Below are 16,160 nucleotides of genomic sequence, written 5' to 3' on the forward strand. Positions count from 1 at the left end.
TTTGGGAATAAAAAAAGAGCTTACCTACATCAGATAAGCCCTTCCTGTCTATACAAAATATTTCTTCAAAAGTGGCGGTGTAATAATCGTCGTCAATATAACAACAATAACAATCGCTGTGAAATTTTCTTTCGCTAATAAATTCGCCGTAAGTCCATTTGCTGCGATGATAAGCGCTACTTCACCACGTGATACCATCCCCGCACCAATACTGATAGAAGATTGGCGATTAAATCCTGTCAGTCTTGCGCCTAAGCCGGATCCGATTAACTTTGTGAAAATCGCAACGAGAGTCATAATAATAATGAACCAAAGCTGACTTCCAATGCCTTGAAATGTAATTTCCATTCCGATACTTACGAAGAATACTGGAACAAATATTGCATAAGCAATCGGTTCAATTTTATGTTCCACTTCATGCTTATACTCTGTTTGAGAAATAGCAATTCCTGCTGCAAATGCTCCAATAATGCCTGCAATTCCCATCATTTCACTGTAATAAGAAAAAGAGAAACAAATAATAAGAGCCGCGCTAATTAACGCTTCTGTTACACGAAGCGGGACAAGCATTTTCATAATCCAAGGAACGACTTTCCAAGCAATAAAAACAATACTTACAAAGAAAATAATTTTCTTTACAATGACAAGTGTTATATTCACATCTTGCGTTCCTAAAAAACTCATTACAAATGCTAATAAAATAACGACAATGACATCATCAAATACGGCAGCACCTAAAATTGTTGTACTTTCTCTCGTATTCATTTTTCCTAGATCACGTAGCGTCTGCACCGTAATACTAACCGATGTTGCGCAAAGTAATAACCCTAAAAAAATGGCATGGGATTGTATTAATCCAAACAGCAATCCTGTTACATAACCACCGATGAAAGGAAAAATAATTCCACCGGCCGCTACTGCAAACGACGATTTCAAATTCCGATTTAACTCTTCTAAATCTGTTTCAAGTCCCGCCATAAACATAAGTAACAAAACACCAATCTCACTCAATTCATCAATCAGTTCAGAACTATTAATAATACCAAGTACAGCCGGACCGATAATAATACCGACAATTAACTTACCAAGTACAGAAGGCTGACCAAGTCTTACACTAATGTCACCAGCTAATTTCGTACAAAGTAAAATGACGACAAGTTCAAAATAAAATAACATAGCATCTGCTCCTACTTTAACTTTAATCAGTGGGTCGTTAACCCCCGTCCATTTCTGCAAGTAGTTTCCCCTATTGATCCGCATTTTATTTGTCATATTTTTATTTGACAAAATATTCTGAATTATATTAAGATTAATCCAGCAATTTTAAAAAACTACATACCATAACTGCACCTCCACTTCCTTACTTACTCTTTTTTAATGGACTCATACTATAGTCGCAGTTATGGAAATGAAAAAACGGGGGGAGAGTCCAAAGTGAAGTCATTATTACGAAAAAAAGCGCTTAGTACTGAATCACCAAAGCAGCTAGCTAGAACATTAACTGCACTCGATTTAACATTTTTAGGAATCGGCGCCGTAATTGGGACAGGGATCTTTGTATTAACAGGTATTGTTGCAGCAAAACATTCTGGTCCTGGTATTATGCTATCATTCCTTATTGCTGCATTTACTTGTGCTTGTGTAGCCTTTTGTTACGCTGAATTTGCTTCTTCTATTCCTGTCTCAGGAAGTGTGTATACTTACGCATACATGACAGTCGGAGAAGTCGTCGCCTTCATCGTCGGATGGTGTTTAATGCTCGAATATTTACTTGCCGTTGCAGCAGTAGCTGTCGGTTGGTCTGGTTATTTGCAATCATTACTACAAGGGTTCAATATACACCTGCCCGCCATAATCGCCTCGGCCCCCGGCGTAGGAAAAGGTGGTCTCATCGATTTACCTGCTGTCTGTATTTTACTTCTTATTACGGGCCTTTTAAGTTTTGGTATACGCGAAAGCGCACGCATTAATAATATTATGGTTCTTATTAAGTTAGCCGTTATTATCGCCTTTATCGTAGCAGGTGCAAAATATGTAAAACCTGAAAACTGGACACCGTTCATCCCATTCGGATACGACGGTATTATTACTGGGGCTGCCACTGTGTTCTTCGCCTTCTTAGGATTTGATGCAATCGCAACAGCTGCAGAAGAAACGAAAAAACCGCAGCGTGACTTACCAATTGGTATTATCGGTTCTCTTCTTATTTGTACTGTTTTATATATGATCGTATCTTTCGTTTTAACAGGTATGGTTCCTTATACGCAATTAGACGTTTCTGATCCAGTTGCATTTGCATTGCATTTCGTTGGTGAGGATACAATTGCAGGACTACTCGCTGTTGGAGCGATGACTGGAATGACAACCGTTCTCTTAGTTGTTATGTATGGACAAGTTCGCGTTTCGTATGCGATGAGCCGTGACGGTTTACTTCCAAAAGCGTTAGCACGTGTAAATAAAAAAGTAAAAATCCCTTTATTAAATACGTGGATTACTGGCGTTGTTGCTGCTTTATTAGCAGGCCTTTTAGACTTACATTTGCTAGCGAATTTAGTAAACATCGGTACGTTAACAGCCTTTACATTCGTTTGCTGCGCAGTACTTATTTTACGAAAAACACACCCTGATTTAAAACGTGGATTCCGTACACCTTTCGTACCTGTATTACCAGTTGTCGCGATTCTTTGCTGCTTATATTTAATGATCAATTTGTCTAAAACAACATGGATTAGCTTTGCAGTTTGGCTTATAGTCGGCTTATGCTTCTATTTCTTCTACTCTAGGAAACATAGTCATTTAGCTATTGAAAAAACAAATGATGAAAAGAAAAAAGCATAACAAAATAGCTCGCCGTTTTAGCGGCGAGCTATCTTTCTGTACTATTATATTTTTTCGTCAACGATTGTAAAATGAAAAATATGCCGATGCAAGCTGTAAACCATGCCCAATTTCCTATTGGCGTTGCGTATTTCACAATTCCAATACCTACAAGCAATAGGAAAATAATCACCTGATATATGAGCTTCCACTTTTGCATATATTCCCTCCTTTACTTCGTTCCCTTCTTTTTATTCTTCCAGGCATTTAAACTATCAAAGAAGAAATTAATAAATAACGTGCCTAAACCCGCTAATAAAAACGTCATTAAAAATAAAACCCATATACTTTTTTCTTTTAAGAAATAATATCCTACAAGGAGCACAACCGCGATCCATACATATTCAAGAATTCTTTTTAGCTTTTTCTGTTCCAAATTATTCGCTCCTTCATTCTATGCTATTTTTAGTATAACAAAAAAGAAGCCTATCATGATAAGCTTCTTTTCTTCTCTCTTACTTGTTTATGCTTTTTTCAACGAGTGAAATTGCATATTCCATCGTACGATTCATTGTTTCTACCTGTGTATCTTTTACTTTTACATCTTTCACTACAGCTTCGGCCACTGTAATTTTTTGACTCAGTGCTTTCACTGAACCGTCCGTTACATTTGCATCTTGCGCTTTTTTCACTACTACTTTTGCAGATTCAATATTGATTTGTAATTTTTCTTTCGGTGTTTTCGGTTGTTCTACTACTTTAGATTGTACAAATGTTACATTAGCTGTTTTTAATTCGTTATATGTTTGAACGATTTGCTCTCCCGTGCTCCCTACATTTTCAAACACTTGTTTTGCATTATTATAGCTTTTCTCTAGTTCTTGAAATGCTTCCTTTGAATATTGACCTGGCTTATCACCAAACTCATACGTACCAGCTAACACTTCTTTCCCTTTTCCAAGCTCTTCATATAACGCGTTCACTTGCTCTAACTTCGTACGGTTAGAAAACTCATTGTACGCTGCTAATACTTCTGAAGAACTTAACGCTTTACTATATAATTTCGCAAGCGCGATTTTACCGTTTAACGGAATACCACCATTGCCGTTACTATCAGGATCAGCTCCAAGTGCAAATGGTACATTTGGATGATACACTTTCCCTGTAGCTGGTTGGCTATTTACTTTTTTACCATCGACATAAATAGCTACTTCACTTCCGTTATACGTTCCTGTTAAGTGATATGTTTTGTTTGCTTCTAATTGAACTCCAACACGTTTATAACTGCCGCCAATGTGAGCCCATAATTCAACATAGCCGCTTCCTCTAGACTCAAATCCAATTCCACCGCTCTCTGTATTTTGCAAAATACCTTGGCCACGGATTTGATTCATTGAAAATACCGTTTCTAACGTAAATGTATTTGCTACTTTCTCTTTTTGTGCTGCTGAAAATGGAAGGTATCCAAATGTATTAGATTGTCCGTTTAACTTCATAACATTCTTTTTCAATGCTTTATCATATTCAATAGTCACATTGCCCTTCACATCACCTTTTGTACCAAATGGTGAATTGTCTTTAAATGTACCATCTGCAAAATTCACATCGAAAACATCAGCCTTTGGCACTTTTACATTCGGATCAATATCATCTTTTTTCGTAGTAATTTCTGCCGTTAAAGGCTGCGCACTTTCATTACCAAACGAATCAATTGCAACAACTTCAAGTGTATATGTTTTCCCGCCATCTAACCCTGCCAGTGTAAACGTAAGATCTTTCGGCACTGGATCACGATAAAACTCTGAGAATGCTAACAATTTATTTTTCATTTCACCCGTTTGCTTATCTCTAGCCTGCACACGGTAAGAGTGAACAAGGAGGTTGTCCAATGCTTGTGGGAATGTTACTGTTGCCGCATTTTCTGTTACATTTGATACAGTAAGCTTTGCATCCTTAGCAAAGTAAGGCTTTTCTTTATCACGATCTTCTACATGTGTAAATGTTTCTTTCTTTGCTGGTAATTTAATTTTCCAAGGCTCGCCTGTCCAAGAATTCGTATGGAAATCACGACGATTAATCGTTACTTCTTTATCATCTACTTCTACTAATAAACCTTGGCTTAACGTACTAGCTCCTGGCGGGATATTCCCTTGTACTTTACCACCTTCAACTTCCATATAACTTACTGAAGATGTATCAACTGATGTAAAGTCTTTTTGATGTATCGATCTCGGATCATCTAATGGATAATGTGAATGACCTGAAAACGTAATAACTTGTGGGTATTCTTTTAATACTGCATTAATTTTTGCGCTATCTTGTGTTCCCCATTCATGACTACCGTATACTGTCTCTTTAATGTGTTGATGTAAAAATACAAAAATCGGTTTTTCTGGATCATCTTTTTGCGCTTTTGCCATTTCTTCTTTTAACCAATTAATTTGCTTGTCCGAATAATAGCCATGAGTTGTTCCATTCTCTGGAGACATAACAAGGAAGTGATAACCTTTTACCACTTTATGATAATAAATTGATTCCATACCTGTTTTTTCTAAGAAACGCTTCTGTGCGTCCTCTACAGATAAACCGTTCCAATAATCATGGTTACCAAGAGAATTCATTCTCACGGCATCTTTATTTGCATTTTCATTATACACTTGCATGAAACGATCATATTGCTGCACTGATCCTGTATCTGTGAAATCACCTACAATAACAAATGCATCTTGCTTTGGTGCTAGTGTATTAAACTGTTCAATCGCTCTTTTCCAGCGAAACGTATCATCTGTTCCACTGTTTTTAATATGCACATCACTTACAACTGGAAAAACTATCTTCTTCTCACTTGATGCCCTTTCTTGCTTTTTCTCTTCCGCCTTGACTGATGTACTCCACGGAAATGATACGAATGCTAATACAAAAACCATTAATAATCCAATAAGGCCTTTTACTTTTCTTAAAGCATTTCTGTCCACTTGAATCCTCCTCATAATAATTGATTCATTACAAGGGCTATTTTATCTAATACATGTTAATGTCGTTTAAATAACAAATGAACTTTATTAGATTTTTGTAAATATACAGTTAATTAGAAATTAAGTCCAACATTCCTCGTACTATTGTATACAACCACCTTTTGTCTAAAAGAGTCTGATCATTCTTTTCCTATGACTATTCACATATAATCTTTTCTATAACACTAATGATAAGTTAAGGTTTAAGCCTATTAGACAATCTTAATTTTTAATATTTCCTTCTTTTTTTAACACATCGGCCATGCTTTTACATTTAATAGTAATAAAAGACAACTTAAAAGGAGGGGGTATATTGAAGAATAAAAAAAATATCGGCTGTTTCGCTCCTTTATCTATTATTTGTCCAGACCCTTGTCCACCGCCCCCTCCTCCAAATCCAAATTGCGAGCGAGTAACAAATGAATTTGCAGGGAACTTCCTCATAACTAATAACACCATCCCATCTGCCAAAGATGCATCACAATCAATGATACTATGGCAAAGTGATGGGATACTACTTATATCAGGTACTGTCTCGGTTTACAATAGTACTAGCAGCACCGAAGCAATTACAATTCAAATCGTTGGAACAGTAACCAATATTTTCACTGTGTTTCCTGGTAATACAATATCGTACACAGGAAAAGACCTACAGTCGATCAATATTATCAATATAACAAGTAATCCTTCACTATATTTAGAAGGCAAGTACTGTTGCGAATTTACATGTTGCTTATAGAATACCAATTTCATTATTTCCTTAATATAAAAAGCATACCGTTCACGGTATGCTTTTTATGAGATTGGATAACGTACTGTAATACAAAACTCTCCTTGATTAACAGTCGTTCCTGTCGTAGTAATTCGGACAGTAGTAAAATATCGGACAGTGAAAGTACCACTACTTTGTGGTTGTACAGTAATTGTATCAACCACTGTTGCACCTACTAAAAAATCAACTGTAATCGGGTTGGCACCTACATCATACTTCACGTAACCTGAACCATATACTTCTTGCGTGATATTATTTGTATATACAATTTGAGTACCAGCACCTGTAATAGACCAGTCTGTACATACTTGGTCTTGCACAAGTGTTTTATTAGAACAACAAGACAAACTGGAACTTCTCATTCCCATTTCGATCCTCTCCTATTCTGCTATGAAAGTGGATAACGTGTTGTAATACAAAATTCTCCCTGATACGTTCCAGCAGGTGTTGCAGGTAACACAACTTGTATACTATCAAAGCGGCGATACGTAAAAGCAATACTCGTTCCTGGGTTTAATGTTTGTGTATCAATTGTACCCCCAGCAGAATCAAGTACCTCTACAGTAATTGGGCCTGGTCCAACATCATATTTAACAAAGCCAGTACCAATTACGTTTTGGTTAATATTATTTGTATAGAGAACATTATCAATTGCTGTTGCAACTACAGTAGCAGACCACGGACTACACACTTTATCTTGCACATAATTTTTATCTGGACAACAAGTTAATGCTGACCCTGAGCACTCACAAGACATAGTTGTTTCCCCTCTCTCTTTTATATTCCCTATATGTGTATGTCCCCCAGAGTCTTTTGCCTGTACTATTCATCTATTTTCAAAAAATATTCATGTGACTAGATAGATTCTGTTTTGTTTCTTTTTTTCATATATTTATAGACAAAGATACTAGCAACGATAAGAATAACGCCTCCTAATATCGGTAACATATATTGCCCAACAACATCCGCTGCTTTTTCCCAATGTGGACCTAATTTCATTCCAAAATAAACATACAAAGTCGTTAACGGGAACATTGCTACAAATGTATATATGCTAAATTTCCATATGTTCATTTTCGCCATACCACATGGAACAGAAATAAGCGTTCGAACTCCTGGCACAAAGCGTCCAACAAATGCTACAACCGGTCCATATTTCTCAAAGAAATCATCTGCTTTTTGAATTTGTTCTTCTTTAATGAAGAAGTATTTCCCGTATTTTATTAATAGAGGACGACCACCGTAATAACCGAGTGCATATAACGTTAAAGGTCCTGTCGTTCCGCCGAGGGTTCCGGCTAATACAGCAAGCCAAAAATTCATATCTCCCTCGTACACCCAATAACCAACCATGGGCAAAACTACTTCTGCTGGAATAAATTCAAACGTTAATGCTAACACAACTCCAAAATAAGAAAATTGCTTTAAAAACTCGATTATATCTAAAATAATTTGCTCCATATTTTCTACCCCAACTCCTATCCTACGTTTACGTTATGCTTTTCTTGTAATTGAACTGGCGCCATTTTTACAATTCGGTTCAAAATAAATAATACAATTCCAATATCATCTAAAATACCGATAAACGGTAAGAAGTCTGGAATTAAATCGAGCGGCATCGCAACATAACCAACTAAAAACGCAATAGATAAAATTTTCTTCTTTATTGAAACCTCTTTTGAAGTGAAAAAGTCAAATAGGAATGGAACAAATCGGCGAACATGAAATACAACTCTTAATCTACTAATAAGTTTTTTCATTTTTATATCTCCTCTCTTTGTATACAAAAAGGCCCCTACCAAACATGGTAAGGGTCCAAAAAAGACAATAAGGGGCCTTTACCATTGCTGGTAAAGGTCTCACTAACAACGAAACGTTGCCAATAAAGCCGAGGGTTTCTCCCTGTAATGACGACTTTACTGTAATAAGTTACTCCCCTTTATATACACAATTTTATACAATCACATTAAAATATTTTGGAGGGCTTGTCAATATATTTTATATCCCACATCCTCCTGCTTAACATTCCGTAAAAACAAAAAACGTATAGGAAATTTCTTACTATCTCATAATATACATAATCATTTTTGAATGAAAGGAGAGGCTTCATTTGCATACCGTATGGAAAGGTGCCCTTTCACTTGGACTATTAAATATAGGAATCAAACTATACAGTGCCGTAGAAGAAAACGATATAAAATTTTTAAGTCTTCATAAAGAATGCTTAACACCTATTAAATATAAAAAATTTGCTCCTGATTGTACGGATGAAGAAATTGATGATAAAGATATTGTAAAAGCCTATGAATACGCACCTCATAAGTACATTATTATGGATGAAAAAGAATTAGCTGAGTTGCAAAAAGCTCACGAACCAAGATCTATTCGTATTATATCTTTTGTCCAAAATAACGAAATTGATTCTGTTCTCTACGATCGTTCTTATTTTATAGGCCCTACCTCAGGACATGAAAAATCGTATTTATTATTAAAAGAAGCTCTTGAACGTACGAATAAACTTGGTCTTATCCATATTTCCATTAGAAAAAAACAACATTTAGCTATTATCCGTAACTTTGAAGATGGGCTTATATTACAAACTATTCACTACCCTAATGAAATTCGCGATATAACAAATACACCTAACTTACCAAGTAATGAAAATTATCCGATTCAAAAACAAGAACTCACAGCAGCAATCAATTTAATCCACCATCTTACAAATCCTTTCGAACAAGAGTTATATACAGATGAATATAAAGAAGCTCTTACCGAATTAATCGAAAATAAAATTGAACAACAGGAAAAAACCGAAACCATCTCTCCTGCTCCAAACATCATCAATATTATGGAGACATTACAGGCAAGTATTGAACAAGCAGAAATAAAAAGAGACAATAAAACAGAAAAAGAGGCCAAATAAAATTGACCTCTTTTTTCTTTAAAGCGGATTACATTTTGGCATCTCAAGTCCAGAAGATTGTGCTAATTTTAATAAGTAATAACATTCTTCTCTTGCCATATGATCCGCCATTCTAGCAGATAATGCACTTAATATTTCATTCGATAACTCCATCTCTTCAACCTCATGGAGAAAATGCGAAAATAATTTTAACTCAAGTGAAACATCTTTTGTAAACTTCTTTAATGCAGGAAAATGATGAAGCTCTGTCCGTAAATAACCTGTCATCTCAACTGCCTTTAAGTAAAATTGTTCAAAGTGCTTCGTAAATTCTTCGCTTTTCTCTTTTAATCTTTTTTCAACAAGATCTAATCCACCAGAAATAGATCCTGCATGGCCAGCCGCATCCGTTAACCAAACGAGATGATAATGTAATTCATGAAAAACAGGCGGAACTTCTCCTTTCTTTAAAAATTCTAACACCGTTATATATTCTTCTACTTCGTTTACCATATGATTGATGAAAGTTGGCGTAAAATGAATAGTGATTTTTCCCTCGAGTTGTTTCTGTATAATACTTAATTTAAACGTTCGTATTTCCTTTGCGGCTCGTTCTGCCTCTTTTGAAAACGCAATGAGATTCACATTACGAACTTTATTTAACAGATTCGTAAATGTTTCAACAAAATAAGTGGCCTTTTTTATATCCTCTTTTTCCTTCGGAGCTAATGCATCAAGTAAAAATTGCGAATGATCAGTAAGCACCTTTAGCCAAAATTGATGCTCAAACAATGCACTTTCTTCATAATTCCTCTCCACTAAATCCCCTCCGTTTATTCGTCCTTCTCTATCACTTGAATTTTATATCCATCTGGGTCTTGTACTACAATACTCTTCTCACTTTTGTTTTCTGTATATGCAATTTTATAAAACACTAACCTCTTCTTTAAGTTCTCTATGTTAGAAATTGAAAACATTAGTACATCAACCGAATCCGTAACACTCTTCTCACGCCCACCCAAACTACGATTCATTACAAAACTAACTCTCATTGAATCAGCATCATACCAAACCCCTGTTACATCTAATTGGGGTCTTTCTAAACTAGGCTTGATTCCTAAAATCCCTTCATAAAAATACAAAGTTTCCTTTAAGTTTTTCACTTCCAATACAATGAATTGTTTCACATTCTCCACATTCATTCCCCCCGTACCTATTACTTTTTTATATGTGTCATAAAGGCCTATTATGTCTGAATACAATACGTAGTGATGAAGAATATAGGGAGGTTTATTAATGGATAAATATATGAAATCATATGTGCCATATCATAGTCCTCAAGATCCTTGTCCTCCTATTGGTAAAAAATATTACTCTACCCCTCCTAATTTATATTTAGGTTTTCAACCGCCAAATTCACCACAATTCTCACCGAAAGAAGCACTACAAAAAGGAACCTTATGGCCTATCTTTTATGATTATTACGAAAATCCTTATAAAAAAGGGCGGTGACTACTGACGTGAACCAGCCACTACCAGAAGAGTATTATCGACTTTTAGAGAATCTCCAAGAATTAGACTTTGTATTAGTTGAACTAACCCTTTACTTAGACACCCACCCAGACGATACAGCAGCTATTAACCAATTTAATGATTTTTCCTATAAACGAAGAGTATTAAAACAACAGATGGAAGAAAAATATGGACCGCTTCAACAGTATGGAAATAGCTATTCTAATGCCCCTTGGGAATGGAGCAAAGGTCCTTGGCCATGGCAAATATAAAGGAGAGAAACTATGTGGATTTATGAAAAAAAATTACAATACCCTGTTAAAGTAGGAACTTGTAATCCAGCACTTGCAAAATTATTAATTGAGCAATACGGTGGTGCAGATGGAGAATTAGCTGCTGCACTACGTTACTTAAATCAGCGTTATACAATCCCGGATAAAGTCATTGGCCTCCTTACCGATATTGGTACAGAAGAATTTGCGCATCTTGAAATGATTGCTACGATGGTTTATAAGCTGACAAAAGATGCGACTCCTGAACAGATGAAGGCAGCTGGTCTCGACCCTCATTACGTCGATCATGACAGCGCACTTCATTACCATAACGCAGCTGGTGTTCCATTTACTGCAACCTATATACAAGCTAAAGGTGATCCAATTGCCGACCTATACGAAGATATTGCGGCTGAAGAAAAAGCGCGTGCCACATATCAATGGCTTATCAACCAATCTGACGATCCCGACATAAATGACAGTTTACGCTTTTTACGCGAACGAGAAATTGTCCATTCACAACGTTTCCGAGAAGCGGTTGAAATTTTAAAAGAAGAACGCGATAGAAAAATATATTTTTAATACACGTATCCTAGCGATATGTGTTTTTTTTACGTTAAAAGTTAAATCCTTCCTATTAAACATACAAATAGTATATTTATTCGATTTAATGCATTATTTTTTAATTTTTTCAAAATTCCCTATTGCTTTCTAGTCATCAGACCTTTAAAATAATAACAGTTACTCGACAAATTATTTGAATTTTCGACAAAAATACTCATTAGGAGGATTTTCTTTATATGCGTACAACTTTGAAACCAGCGCAAATACTTTCGATTAGTTTATTACTCTTCGCAGTTTTCTTCGGTGCTGGTAATATGATTTTCCCGCCCCTTCTTGGCCTTTCTTCCGGAGAAAATATGTGGGTTTCCATTACAGGGTTTATTATTACAGACGTCGGTTTATCTTTACTTGCTATCGTTGCTGTTGCCCTTGCTGGTGGTAGTTTTAACACTTTAGCGAGCCGTGTTCATCCAAAATTCGCAGCAGTATTCGCTATCATTATTTATCTTTCAATCGGCCCACTATTTGTTATTCCACGAACTGGATCTGTATCTTATGAAATTGGGATTGCACCACTTTTCCCAGATCAATGGTATTCTATGTTAGTTTTTAGTGCGATTTTCTTTACAGTCGTTTACTTCTTATCATTAAATCCATCCAAGCTAGTAGATCATATCGGTAAAATATTAACGCCAATTTTACTTGTAATTATTGCAATTATGGCAACAAAAGCGATTCTTTCACCAGGAACGTTTGCAGAGCCTATCGGTGACTATAAAGACATCCCGTTTTTCAAAGGATTTCTTGAAGGATTTTTAACGTTAGATGCAATTGGCGCTCTCGTACTATCAACAATTGTTGTAAATGCAATTCGTCAAAACGGTATACAAGAGAAGAAATCTATCGCGAAATATACAATCATTTGCGGAAGTATCGCTGCTCTATTCTTAACAATTGTTTACTTCTTACTCGGTTATATCGGAGCTTCAAACGGAAACTTGGGACAATTCGAGAACGGTGGTCAACTATTAGCAACTGTTATGTACCAATTCTTTGGGACAAGCGGTAATGTTTTATTAAGTATCGCCATTATCTTCGCTTGTTTAACAACAGCAATTGGTGTTGTAAGTGCATTCGCCAACTATTTCGCAACAGTATTAACAAATGTTTCTTACAAAAAGCTCGTACTATACGTTTGTATCTTTAGTTTCGTTATTTCAAACTTAGGATTAAGCTTATTAATTAAAATCACACTACCTGTATTAATTATTTTGTACCCAATTACAATCATTTTAATTTTCGTATCATTTATCGATAAATATACGAAACGTAAACCTTCTGTCTACATCGGAGCAATGATCGCAGCATTCATTATTAGCTGTATTCATGCACTTGATAATGTGGGAATGATACCAAGTTTTATCGCTAATATCGTACACACGATTCCTTTTTATAACTTAGGAATCGGCTGGATCGTTCCAGCAATAATTGGTGGTATAATCGGATACTTTATTCCGCAAACAGAAGCTGAAGGTGAAGTTTCTGCAAAGTAAAAAGAAGCAAGCATGAAATCCATGCTTGCTTCTTTTTCTCTTCACATCGTATGTTTAAACGTAAACAACTCTTCCTTTGACTGTACAGCAGATTGTTCCTCTTCTACAACTTCCTTCTTTATCTCTCCCCCTAATCGAACTTTCAACATCGCCTCTTCTAGACTTTTTACAATCATATTTCCTGAAAAAATGGTAAGCCCGAAAAATGTAATTGGGACGAGAGGAATCCATGGATGCACTGTTAAAGATCTAAAATAGACTCCAATTAGCCCTGACCATTCATGTGTGTAAGATTCTATTTCTTCTATCGGTCCTAAAAACTTAACCGTTCCGCCAAAGAATATTTCTAGTAACCCTAAGTGCAGTAAAATAGTAAGAGTCTGCGTAAACTGCTGAAAAAATACAAGTATAAACGTCATATAAAGGTGCGGGAAAAGATGCTTTATAACAATATGTCTTCTCGATCCACCTAATATGCGTGCGGCATCAACAAATTCCTCCGTTCGCAATTTACGAACTTCCTTCGCAACATACAGTGCAATAACTGGCATTACAAGCATTACAAGTAAGACAACTTGAAACGAAGCCCTTTCAAAAAAGGTTGTTGTTTCCTCCCCGCTTCCAAATGCATTTGCAGATTGAAGAAAAAAATACGCAATCATAACTGTCGGAATAACTGTAAAACTATCAAAGAAAGCCTCAATTTTTGAAAATCCTCTTTTTATATACGTTCCGAGTACGACACCGAAAAACACACCTATTACCATTCTAAGTGCCGCAATTAAAATAGATATACCAATCGTCCACTTCGCGCCTTCAATAACTAAATGTAAAAGGTCGTATCCTTTCCGATCTGTCCCGAGTAAAAATTGTAATGAAGGTGAAAACGGTGGCACTTGTGGATTTTCATCCGCATCATATTGCAATGTAACTTGTCTAATATGTCCATCATTCCATAACGTATTTCCGATGCTCAAAAGAACTAATAGGAGAAGAAACCCAATGCTTATCCAAAATCTTTTATCACGTTTTATATACGTCCACATATTATAATCTCTCCTTCATCGCAGCCGGAATGAGATAATGAAACAATTTAAATAAAATAAAAATCGGAATATATATAAGAAGCACACTAACGATGAAAACCTCAACTCTAATACCAAAATAAGATTTCAAAAACATAAAAATACCACCCGTATTAAAAATCCATTCTATAATATATAAATTAGATAACATAAAAAAGATATTCGTTTTCGCAAAGAATAATGTACTAAGCAACACATTTCGTAAAATATGACGATTTAAAATATGAAAGCGCCCCAGCCCTTTCGCCTTAGCAAATAGTACATAATCTTTTTCTAGTTCATTTTCAAAACGAAGCACGACCATTTTTACAAACATAATCGTAGTCGGGATGCTCAAACAAAGTATCGGCAATCCTCTAATTGACTCGCCTCCAATTGAAGCAATTTGAAAAGGTAAAAAACCTGTTTGTTTAAAAAACCATATAACTAAAATTTGTGATACTAAAATAAGAAGGATATCTGGAATAGATTCTAGGAAGATAAGAAATGATTTAATTCGATGTTGTATACGCGGTGAACTACTCATAATTACATAAACAATACAAAATGCTACAAATAATGAAATAAAAAAAGCAGCTAAAAAAATAATAATCGTTTCTTTATAATGGACGAACAGCTGCGGAAATAAAAATTTACCTTTCACATATTGCAAATTGGAAATATCCATTAAGTTCACAAACACTTCTTTTAAACTCTGTATGTACTTTGATACATCCAGCTTAAATCCATAAAACAATTTCGGCAGAGCCCCTAACATAATAATCCCCAAAATCGAAATAATAAATTGAATTGTCACTTCCATCCCATTCAGAAAAACTTTTTTGACCACGTTTTCCCTTCTCTCTCTTTATATTTTACTCTCTAATTTTATTCTTAATTTTCTGAATTGTAAATATTCAATCATAAAAAATCACTAGGTTATGATCCTAGTGATTCTTTATGCGCATGCCTTTCTCTTTTTGCAAACGGCATATACAAAATAAAACACCCAATAAGCGCTGCGAGTTCTAATGAAATAATATAGTAAGGATGCGGTCCTAACATATCGAGTAATGAAGCTGTTTCTGGCTTATGAGCTAAAAACATATAATTACCGCCTGTTTTATAATTCACAAACGAAACAAGCGGAATCAATATGTTTAAAAATATCATCGTACGCTTAATAGATTGCAAGGTCGGTCTATAGCCTTCCACCCAAGTCATAAAGAGTGGTGCCCAAATGAGCAATATATGCGCGATAAAATATTCAATGAAACGAAAATGCGGAAAAGCATACTGCAAGTTTGGCGTTAAAATAGCTTGTGATGCACCAATAATTCCCGTGAAAAATACAATCTCATATATGCGGTAACTTTTCGTTACGATCATAATCGACGCTAATAATAAACTAATCGTACATAATTCAAACGGTAATGAAGTAGCTAGCTCAAAAATCCCCGCTTTCCACTCCCACATATGAAGCCCAATTTCACTACCTATAAATAAAAATGCAATTGCATATCGAACCGTTATATTCCACTCACTTTGACGTAATACATCTTGGTATTGATACAGAAAAAATATCCCCACCAACATAATAAATAATATAAGGGCATGTTGCCTTGAGTATGGAATAAATGGTTTTAATGGGTGTGCGCTAAAATAAGCTTCCATCTTCCTTCCTCCTTTC

Annotated in this window: 21 protein-coding genes; 7 read left to right on the top strand and 14 right to left on the bottom strand. The window is 35.5% G+C overall.

What is annotated here, in order from left to right; all coding sequences use genetic code 11:
• Positions 1-48 precede the first annotated feature (48 nt).
• Positions 49-1,272 carry a cation:proton antiporter gene (locus tag ACUN13_RS11105; RefSeq protein ID WP_060852387.1) on the bottom strand — a complete coding sequence of 408 codons (1,224 nt, stop codon included), beginning with the start codon at positions 1,270-1,272 and terminating at the stop codon, positions 49-51.
• Between the two features lie 105 nt (positions 1,273-1,377).
• On the opposite strand from ACUN13_RS11105, the gene ACUN13_RS11110 reads away from it, so the two are divergent.
• Positions 1,378-2,838, top strand: coding sequence for an amino acid permease (locus ACUN13_RS11110; RefSeq protein WP_002040681.1), 1,461 nt, complete (start codon positions 1,378-1,380; stop codon positions 2,836-2,838).
• Between the two features lie 28 nt (positions 2,839-2,866).
• On the opposite strand, the gene ACUN13_RS11115 is transcribed toward ACUN13_RS11110, so the two are convergent.
• The 4 genes from ACUN13_RS11115 to ACUN13_RS11130 all read right to left on the bottom strand — a co-directional run bounded on the left by ACUN13_RS11115 (position 2,867) and on the right by ACUN13_RS11130 (position 6,302).
• Positions 2,867-3,037, bottom strand: coding sequence for a hypothetical protein (locus ACUN13_RS11115; protein WP_001174839.1), 171 nt, complete (start codon positions 3,035-3,037; stop codon positions 2,867-2,869).
• Between the two features lie 12 nt (positions 3,038-3,049).
• Entirely contained in the window at positions 3,050-3,253 is a 204-nt protein-coding gene (locus ACUN13_RS11120) for a hypothetical protein (RefSeq protein WP_000435797.1), read from the bottom strand.
• 79 nt (positions 3,254-3,332) lie between these two features.
• Complete coding sequence (locus ACUN13_RS11125; RefSeq protein ID WP_257115872.1) at positions 3,333-5,792, bottom strand: LamG-like jellyroll fold domain-containing protein; 2,460 nt, start codon at positions 5,790-5,792, stop codon at positions 3,333-3,335.
• A 261-nt stretch (positions 5,793-6,053) separates the two neighbouring features.
• Positions 6,054-6,302 (bottom strand): hypothetical protein, encoded by a 249-nt coding sequence (locus tag ACUN13_RS11130; RefSeq protein ID WP_002023335.1) that lies wholly within the window; start codon positions 6,300-6,302, stop codon positions 6,054-6,056.
• On the opposite strand from ACUN13_RS11130, the gene ACUN13_RS11135 reads away from it, so the two are divergent.
• Positions 6,190-6,570, top strand: coding sequence for an S-Ena type endospore appendage (locus ACUN13_RS11135; RefSeq protein WP_232306259.1), 381 nt, complete (start codon positions 6,190-6,192; stop codon positions 6,568-6,570). The two genes, ACUN13_RS11130 and ACUN13_RS11135, sit on opposite strands and share 113 nt — an antisense overlap.
• Positions 6,571-6,626: 56 nt before the next feature.
• On the opposite strand, the gene ACUN13_RS11140 is transcribed toward ACUN13_RS11135, so the two are convergent.
• From ACUN13_RS11140 to ACUN13_RS11155, 4 genes are all read right to left on the bottom strand, one after another.
• Positions 6,627-6,971 carry a DUF3992 domain-containing protein gene (locus tag ACUN13_RS11140; protein WP_000525819.1) on the bottom strand — a complete coding sequence of 115 codons (345 nt, stop codon included), beginning with the start codon at positions 6,969-6,971 and terminating at the stop codon, positions 6,627-6,629.
• 20 nt (positions 6,972-6,991) lie between these two features.
• The gene (locus ACUN13_RS11145) at positions 6,992-7,360 is read right to left on the bottom strand and encodes a DUF3992 domain-containing protein (RefSeq protein ID WP_001277537.1); all 369 of its coding nucleotides are present in this window, start codon (positions 7,358-7,360) and stop codon (positions 6,992-6,994) included.
• Between the two features lie 98 nt (positions 7,361-7,458).
• Positions 7,459-8,064 (bottom strand): DedA family protein, encoded by a 606-nt coding sequence (locus ACUN13_RS11150; protein WP_000435017.1) that lies wholly within the window; start codon positions 8,062-8,064, stop codon positions 7,459-7,461.
• 17 nt (positions 8,065-8,081) lie between these two features.
• Positions 8,082-8,363 carry a YkvA family protein gene (locus ACUN13_RS11155; protein WP_000733844.1) on the bottom strand — a complete coding sequence of 94 codons (282 nt, stop codon included), beginning with the start codon at positions 8,361-8,363 and terminating at the stop codon, positions 8,082-8,084.
• A gap of 350 nt (positions 8,364-8,713) precedes the next feature.
• On the opposite strand from ACUN13_RS11155, the gene ku reads away from it, so the two are divergent.
• Positions 8,714-9,526 (top strand): non-homologous end joining protein Ku, encoded by an 813-nt coding sequence (gene ku, locus ACUN13_RS11160; RefSeq protein ID WP_088345656.1) that lies wholly within the window; start codon positions 8,714-8,716, stop codon positions 9,524-9,526.
• Positions 9,527-9,544: 18 nt separating this feature from the next.
• On the opposite strand, the gene ACUN13_RS11165 is transcribed toward ku, so the two are convergent.
• Together ACUN13_RS11165 and ACUN13_RS11170 are read right to left on the bottom strand one after the other, a co-directional pair.
• Positions 9,545-10,324: a DUF2935 domain-containing protein gene (locus tag ACUN13_RS11165; RefSeq protein ID WP_088345654.1), complete on the bottom strand. Its 780-nt coding sequence runs from the start codon at positions 10,322-10,324 to the stop codon at positions 9,545-9,547.
• Between the two features lie 14 nt (positions 10,325-10,338).
• Positions 10,339-10,767 (bottom strand): VOC family protein, encoded by a 429-nt coding sequence (locus tag ACUN13_RS11170; protein ID WP_162837398.1) that lies wholly within the window; start codon positions 10,765-10,767, stop codon positions 10,339-10,341.
• Positions 10,768-10,801: 34 nt separating this feature from the next.
• Here ACUN13_RS11170 and ACUN13_RS11175 point away from each other — a divergent pair, with 34 nt between their 5' ends.
• The 4 genes from ACUN13_RS11175 (at position 10,802) to brnQ2 (ending at position 13,406) form a co-directional block, all read left to right on the top strand.
• Positions 10,802-11,017, top strand: a complete 216-nt coding sequence (locus ACUN13_RS11175; RefSeq protein ID WP_445423777.1) for a spore coat associated protein CotJA — start codon at positions 10,802-10,804, stop codon at positions 11,015-11,017.
• An 8-nt stretch (positions 11,018-11,025) separates the two neighbouring features.
• Positions 11,026-11,289, top strand: a complete 264-nt coding sequence (gene cotJB, locus ACUN13_RS11180) for a spore coat protein CotJB (protein WP_001075543.1) — start codon at positions 11,026-11,028, stop codon at positions 11,287-11,289.
• 12 nt (positions 11,290-11,301) lie between these two features.
• Complete coding sequence (cotJC, locus tag ACUN13_RS11185) at positions 11,302-11,871, top strand: spore coat protein CotJC (protein WP_000265278.1); 570 nt, start codon at positions 11,302-11,304, stop codon at positions 11,869-11,871.
• Positions 11,872-12,089: 218 nt separating this feature from the next.
• Positions 12,090-13,406 carry a branched-chain amino acid transport system II carrier protein BrnQ2 gene (gene brnQ2 / locus ACUN13_RS11190; protein WP_001260934.1) on the top strand — a complete coding sequence of 439 codons (1,317 nt, stop codon included), beginning with the start codon at positions 12,090-12,092 and terminating at the stop codon, positions 13,404-13,406.
• 41 nt (positions 13,407-13,447) lie between these two features.
• On the opposite strand, the gene ACUN13_RS11195 is transcribed toward brnQ2, so the two are convergent.
• The 3 genes from ACUN13_RS11195 to ACUN13_RS11205 all read right to left on the bottom strand — a co-directional run bounded on the left by ACUN13_RS11195 (position 13,448) and on the right by ACUN13_RS11205 (position 16,144).
• Positions 13,448-14,452: an ABC transporter permease gene (locus tag ACUN13_RS11195; protein ID WP_000269976.1), complete on the bottom strand. Its 1,005-nt coding sequence runs from the start codon at positions 14,450-14,452 to the stop codon at positions 13,448-13,450.
• A 1-nt stretch (position 14,453) separates the two neighbouring features.
• Positions 14,454-15,320 (bottom strand): ABC transporter permease subunit, encoded by an 867-nt coding sequence (locus ACUN13_RS11200; protein ID WP_000239670.1) that lies wholly within the window; start codon positions 15,318-15,320, stop codon positions 14,454-14,456.
• Between the two features lie 89 nt (positions 15,321-15,409).
• Positions 15,410-16,144 (bottom strand): YwaF family protein, encoded by a 735-nt coding sequence (locus ACUN13_RS11205; RefSeq protein ID WP_000388698.1) that lies wholly within the window; start codon positions 16,142-16,144, stop codon positions 15,410-15,412.
• Between the last annotated feature and the right edge of the window lie 16 nt (positions 16,145-16,160).

It is taken from the genome of Bacillus cereus group sp. Bce041 (assembly GCF_052646455.1).

Bases quoted from the DNA above. Each gene is read 5' to 3' on its own strand.
- ACUN13_RS11105 (WP_060852387.1), bottom strand. From the start codon at position 1,272: ATGACAAATAAAATGCGGATCAATAGGGGAAACTACTTGCAGAAATGG.
- ACUN13_RS11110 (WP_002040681.1), top strand. From the start codon at position 1,378: ATGGACTCATACTATAGTCGCAGTTATGGAAATGAAAAAACGGGGGGA.
- ACUN13_RS11115 (WP_001174839.1), bottom strand. From the start codon at position 3,037: ATGCAAAAGTGGAAGCTCATATATCAGGTGATTATTTTCCTATTGCTT.
- ACUN13_RS11140 (WP_000525819.1), bottom strand. From the start codon at position 6,971: ATGGGAATGAGAAGTTCCAGTTTGTCTTGTTGTTCTAATAAAACACTT.
- ACUN13_RS11145 (WP_001277537.1), bottom strand. From the start codon at position 7,360: ATGTCTTGTGAGTGCTCAGGGTCAGCATTAACTTGTTGTCCAGATAAA.
- ACUN13_RS11150 (WP_000435017.1), bottom strand. From the start codon at position 8,064: ATGGAGCAAATTATTTTAGATATAATCGAGTTTTTAAAGCAATTTTCT.
- ACUN13_RS11155 (WP_000733844.1), bottom strand. From the start codon at position 8,363: ATGAAAAAACTTATTAGTAGATTAAGAGTTGTATTTCATGTTCGCCGA.
- ACUN13_RS11175 (WP_445423777.1), top strand. From the start codon at position 10,802: ATGGATAAATATATGAAATCATATGTGCCATATCATAGTCCTCAAGAT.
- cotJC (WP_000265278.1), top strand. From the start codon at position 11,302: ATGTGGATTTATGAAAAAAAATTACAATACCCTGTTAAAGTAGGAACT.
- brnQ2 (WP_001260934.1), top strand. From the start codon at position 12,090: ATGCGTACAACTTTGAAACCAGCGCAAATACTTTCGATTAGTTTATTA.
- ACUN13_RS11195 (WP_000269976.1), bottom strand. From the start codon at position 14,452: ATGTGGACGTATATAAAACGTGATAAAAGATTTTGGATAAGCATTGGG.
- ACUN13_RS11205 (WP_000388698.1), bottom strand. From the start codon at position 16,144: ATGGAAGCTTATTTTAGCGCACACCCATTAAAACCATTTATTCCATAC.